Origin of the sequence: Mycobacterium sp. 1482292.6 (genome assembly GCF_001672995.1) — a bacterium.
In the GTDB taxonomy this organism is placed as follows: domain Bacteria; phylum Actinomycetota; class Actinomycetes; order Mycobacteriales; family Mycobacteriaceae; genus Mycobacterium; species Mycobacterium europaeum_A.
The window spans coordinates 1-5,093 of sequence record NZ_LZKV01000233.1 but is presented as its reverse complement, the minus strand read 5'-3'; the positions used below and the strand labels follow the sequence as shown (position 1 = coordinate 5,093).

Here is a 5,093-nt window from a genome sequence, read left to right as displayed (position 1 = left end):
ATGTGGGGCGGTGTGCAGGCCGGACTGTGCTGCCTGCGCTACTTCACCGACGACCGCGGCCGCACCTTCGTCGAGCGCGGCCTGGACCACGTTCGAGGCGGTCTCGCCAGACAGCAACTCACCCGCTTCCTGGCGATCTTCGCCGCCTGCAGCGCCTTCTTCTTCGTCTTCTACAACCTGCCCGCGCAGTGGTTCGCCATGCACCAAGATCCCTGGCCCGACGACATCCTGAAGCGCTCGTACTTCCTGATGGGTATCTGCGGCGCGGAAACCGACCGGCCGTGCCCGGACCCTGCGCTACCGGTGCCCCTGACGAATTCCGGCTACATCAACCACGACGGTCAGCTCGTCCTACCCGGTGGGGCAAAGCTGCCGAAAAACGTTCCGCTCGAACGGGGGAAGTAATTGTTGAACAGCCAGCCCGCGGCCGTTCGGTCCCTGCCGGACGCGCCGTTCTACCGGGCCGTCGGCGACGAGGTGGAGGTCTTCCGCGCTGCGGCCCGCCGCGGCCTGCCCGTACTGCTGAAAGGCCCCACGGGATGCGGGAAAACACGATTCGTGGAGGCGATGGCCCACCAGCTCGGCCGGGACCTGATCACCGTCGCCGGTCACGAGGACATGACGTCGGCCGATCTGGTGGGCCGGTTCCTGCTCAAGGGCGGTGAAACGGTCTGGGTGGACGGACCCTTGACTCGCGCCGTGCGCGAGGGCGCCATCTTCTATCTGGACGAGGTGGTGGAGGCGCGCCAGGACACCACCGTGGTCATCCATCCGCTCGCCGATCACCGCCGCGAGCTGCCGGTGGACCGGCTCGGCACCACCTTGCGGGCGGCGCCCGGATTCCAGCTGGTGATCTCCTACAACCCCGGCTACCAGAGCGTCCTGAAGAACCTCAAGGAGTCGACCCGCCAGCGCTTCGTCGCCATCGAACTCGGCTACCCCTCCCCGGAGGTCGAGACCGAGGTGGTGGCCTACGAAGCCGGGATCGACACCGAGACCGCACGTTCGTTGGTCAAGCTCGCCTACGCCATCCGCAACCTCGACGGCTCACCCTTGCGCGAGGTGTCCTCCACGCGCATGTTGATTCTTGCCGCCGGCCTCGCCGCCGAAGGGCTGAACCTGCGCAGCGCGGTGCACGCGGCCGTCGTCCAGGTGCTCTCCGACGACGACGATGTCATCCGAGCGCTCGACGAACTCGTCAACACCGTCCTGCCTCAGAAGTGACCGACGCGCCTGACCACCCAGACCGGTTCCGGTTCCTCGCCACCTACATCGCCGGCAGGTCCGTCGAAGTCACCGAGGCGCCGGCCGGGGGGCCCGCGCACACCAACGGGCGGTTCATCTTCGTCTCGCCCGGGGCCTCGGTCGAGCAGCAGCGCCGCGAGACGGTGGTGCAGGCGGCACTTCTCGGCGCGGGCAGCCTTGATCCGCGCTTGGTGAAGGGATTGCGCGCACGTTCCACCTTGGCGCGTCGTTACCTGGCACTCGAAGGTCGACGGGTCCTCGCCGACCTCGCGCGGCACCTTCCCCTCGATGCCGTGCTCCTCCCGGACGAACGACCCAGCACCAGGGCCGCCGAGGAGTCGCTCGAGGTGGCCATGAGCCGAACCAAGGTTGCCGACCCGCCGGGGTGGTTCGGTGTCATCAAGCCCTCCCGGGTGATGGCGGCGCCCACCGGGCCGGGCGGTCAGGCCACCAACAAAGATCTGCAATTGCGATTCGACCCTGTCGATATGCCCGAGTCGGAGGACGACGACGAAGACGATGACGGCGGGAAGTCGGGGGACAGCAAGATCCTCAAACTGTTTGAGAGTCCGTTGCTCAACAACAAGTCGATGTCGGACTACTTCCGCAAGATGTTCGGCGGCTCGCGCTCCTCTGGAGAGGGTGCCGCGGGCGCCGAGATGACAGTTCGCTCAATGCGCCGCGCGCACGCGGTCGGTCCGAATGCGCGTCCCCTGCCCACCCGGGTCCAGTTCACCGATGACGGCAAGCCCGGTGCTGCGATCGGGGTGGGGGGCGCCCTGCATCCGGAGTGGGACGTCTTCAACGACCGGTACAAGCCCGACTGGTGCCGCGTCATCGACTTTCCCCTGACCGTTGCCGCCGACGTCTCGGATGCCGGCGTGGTGCACGACGACGTGCTGCGGCGCCGCCTGGCTCGCGTCGGCCTCGGGCCGAAGGTTCTGCGCGGCCGTGCCGACGGGGACGACCTCGACATCGAGGCGCTCATCGATCTGTTCGTCGACCTGCAATCAGGTTTTTCCCCACCGGAACACGTCTACCTGGAGCGCCGCAAACTTGCCCGCAATCTCGGCGTGCTCATCTTGATCGACGCGTCCGGGTCTGCCATCGACGCCGACGCGGATGGCCGCGCGGTGCACGACCACCAGCGACGAGCGGCCGCCACTTTGGCCGTGACACTCGAAGAGCTTGGTGACCGGGTCGCCGTCTACGCCTTCCGATCGCAGGGCCGCCACGCCGTCCAGCTGCCGGTCATCAAGACGTTCGACCAGAGTTTCGGCGCCGTGGGGCGCGCTCGCCTCAATCAGCTCGAACCGTCGGGGTATACGCGCCTCGGTGCCGGGATCCGAGGCGCCGGCGAGATACTCAAAACTCAGGCGGGCACGCCGAATCGGCTGTTGGTCGTCCTTTCCGATGGATTCCCCTACGACGACGGCTACGAAGGCCGTTACGCCGAAGCCGACTCCTTCAAGGCCCTCGACGAGCTGCGGGCAGAAGGCGTTGCGTGCCTTTGCCTTTCCATAGGCGCCAGCACTGCGACCGACGCGCTCGAACGTGTCTTCGGTTCCGCCGGCTATGCCAGCGCCGCAACGCTGGCCGAATTGAGCCCGCGAATGGATGAGTTGTTCCTGTCCTCCCTCCGGGAGCTTGCCGCGCCGAGACCGTCACGAGGCATCGCATGAAGGCGGCATTGGCGAAGTCGCGGACGGGACATCGAAGGTGACCCGCAGCCAGCGCAATGAGTGACTTCAGGCCCTGACGAGCCGAAATCCGTCGACGCGCATGGCCGGCGTCATACCTCTATGGTGGACGTGATTCCATCGGCGGGGCAGCGGGGACCGGGATAGTCAGGTTAGGACCGGCCGCTTCGATTGAGATAATTGCTGTCCCGGGCAAGCAGCGAATCGAGGAGCCGATGAGTGACAACTCCGGCGGGGGGCACCGTCCCCTGATCGGGTACATCACCCACGACATCGCACCGCCGATCAGCCCCGCGCCGATCGGCCGGGAGTGGATGTCGGAGATCCGCCAGGGCTGGCCGCACCGGTGTCTGCCGATGCTGATCGCCAACCAGAGCGGCTGGGAGGTGCGCAACCGCAGCGCGTTCACCGCGACCTGGATGGGCGGCAATGACCGCACCAACCTGATGATCGCGCCCGACACCCGCGACAGCGGTCAGTTCCTGCCGTCGAGCCACTTCGGCTACGGCATCCTGACCTGGCACCTGCCCATCCTGTTCCGCACCCCGCCGGGCTACAACCTGCTGGTTCGCGGACCGGCCAATCATCCGAAGGACGCCATCTCCCCGCTGGAGGGCATCGTCGAAACCGATTGGTCCAGCTCGAGTTTCAGCATGAACTGGAAATTCACCCGCGAGTTCATGCCGGTGCGATTCGAGATCGACGAGCCGATCTGCATGATCGTGCCGCAGCGCCGGGCCGAGTTGGAGGAGTTCGTGCCGGAGCTGCGGCCCATCGAATCCGACGAGGAGCTGCACCGCAAGCACGAGCACTTCCTCGGCTCGCGCGGCGCGCTGGGCCGTGAACAGGAGGCCGCGGCCGGTGCGGCCAACGAGAAGGTGCCGTGGCAGGGCGATTACACGCGCGGCCGGCACAGCGACGGCGAGCCCGGCGCGGACGACCACCAGACCCGCCGCCGACTCCGGTCGTTCGTCGCGCAGCAGCCCGAGAACGCGGACTAGCGCGAAATCACCGCGCGGGCAAGGGAATTGCCCACCGCCGCGTTGCTGATCGCCTCCGGCGCCTGCGCCGATGCGCCGGCCCACGCGATGTACCCGTCGGGACGCACCAGCACGGCGGGGCCGTGGTCGGCCCGCTCGGCCTGCACCATTCCGGGCGCCTCGACCGGGGCGGCGCCGTATTCGCGGATGAAGACGTAGTTGCCACCGCGCTGCAGCTGCGTCAACCGTCCCTCGACGAGGGGGATCGCGGCGGCCCGGGTGCCGACCAGCCCGCGCCGGCCGTACCGCAACCCGGTGCCCGCGAAACTGCCGGCCACCAAGTCGTGCACGGCGGGAAGGCGAAGCAGGTTGGGCGCCAACAGGTTACGCAGCCAGATCGCGGGCCGCCGATGCAGCGTCGCGGCGCGGGCGATCATCCCCGACTGCACCAGCACCCGCTTGCCGATCGGGTGGCGTTCGCTGTGGTAGGTGTCCAGCAGCGCGTCGTCGGCCCCGCCGAGCACGGCATCGAGCTTCCAGGCCAGGTTCGCGGCGTCCTGGATGCCGGTGTTCATGCCCTGGCCGCCCATCGGGGAGTGCACGTGCGCGGCGTCGCCGGCCAGGAACACCCGGCCGTGCCGGTACTGCGCGACTTGCCTTTCGTCGCAATGGAATCGCGACTTCCAGCCGATCTGGGTCACACCGAAGTCGGTGCCCATGGCGCGGGCGAGGACGTCGACGATCTCGGCGTCGTCGACGGGCGCGTCGTCGGGCAGTTGGTGGTCGCGGTCCCACACCAGGGCGCGGTACCACGAGCCGTCCGCGTCGTGCCGGTTGTAGGGAGCCAGGAAACCCAGCACGTCACCGGTGGTGCCCACCACCAGGCCGCCGCGGGCCGGGCCGTGGGCCAGCTTGACGTCGGCCAGCATCAACGAGGTCAGCACCGTCTTGCCGGGGAAGTCGGCGCCGAGCAGCGTCCGGACGGTGCTGTGGGCGCCGTCGGCGCCGATCACATACCGCGCCCGCCACGCCTGCCGGTGGGCGGGATCGCCGTCGCCCTTGGGTCCGGCGGTGACGGTGACGCCCGCGGCGTCCTGCGCGAGCGCGACCACCTCTACGCCGCGCCGGATGTCGGCCCCCTCGGCCACCGCGTAGCGGCGCAGCGCGG

The 5,093-nt window shown here is 68.5% G+C and carries 5 protein-coding genes; 4 read left to right on the top strand and 1 reads right to left on the bottom strand.

Annotation, left to right across the window (positions count from 1 at the left end; all coding sequences use genetic code 11):
• The 4 genes from A5624_RS23875 to A5624_RS23860 form a co-directional block, all read left to right on the top strand.
• The coding region (locus tag A5624_RS23875) for a spirocyclase AveC family protein (protein WP_066872035.1) at positions 1 to 405 on the top strand (405 nt) is incomplete at its 5' end.
• On the top strand, positions 406 to 1,224 hold the full coding sequence (locus A5624_RS23870; protein ID WP_066872032.1) for a CbbQ/NirQ/NorQ/GpvN family protein: 819 nt from the start codon (positions 406 to 408) through the stop codon (positions 1,222 to 1,224).
• Positions 1,221 to 2,927 (top strand): nitric oxide reductase activation protein NorD, encoded by a 1,707-nt coding sequence (locus tag A5624_RS23865; protein WP_066872029.1) that lies wholly within the window; start codon positions 1,221 to 1,223, stop codon positions 2,925 to 2,927. The genes A5624_RS23870 and A5624_RS23865 overlap by 4 nt, the downstream gene beginning before the upstream one ends.
• Positions 2,928 to 3,160: 233 nt before the next feature.
• On the top strand, positions 3,161 to 3,946 hold the full coding sequence (locus A5624_RS23860; protein ID WP_066872026.1) for a DUF6065 family protein: 786 nt from the start codon (positions 3,161 to 3,163) through the stop codon (positions 3,944 to 3,946).
• Here the strand turns inward: A5624_RS23860 and A5624_RS23855 are convergent.
• The coding region (locus A5624_RS23855) for an FAD-dependent monooxygenase (protein WP_066872023.1) at positions 3,943 to 5,093 on the bottom strand (1,151 nt) is incomplete at its 5' end. The two genes, A5624_RS23860 and A5624_RS23855, sit on opposite strands and share 4 nt — an antisense overlap.

What these genes read in the sequence shown, in the direction of transcription:
- A5624_RS23860 (WP_066872026.1), top strand. Translation starts at nt 3,161, where the DNA reads ATGAGTGACAACTCCGGCGGGGGGCACCGTCCCCTGATCGGGTACATC.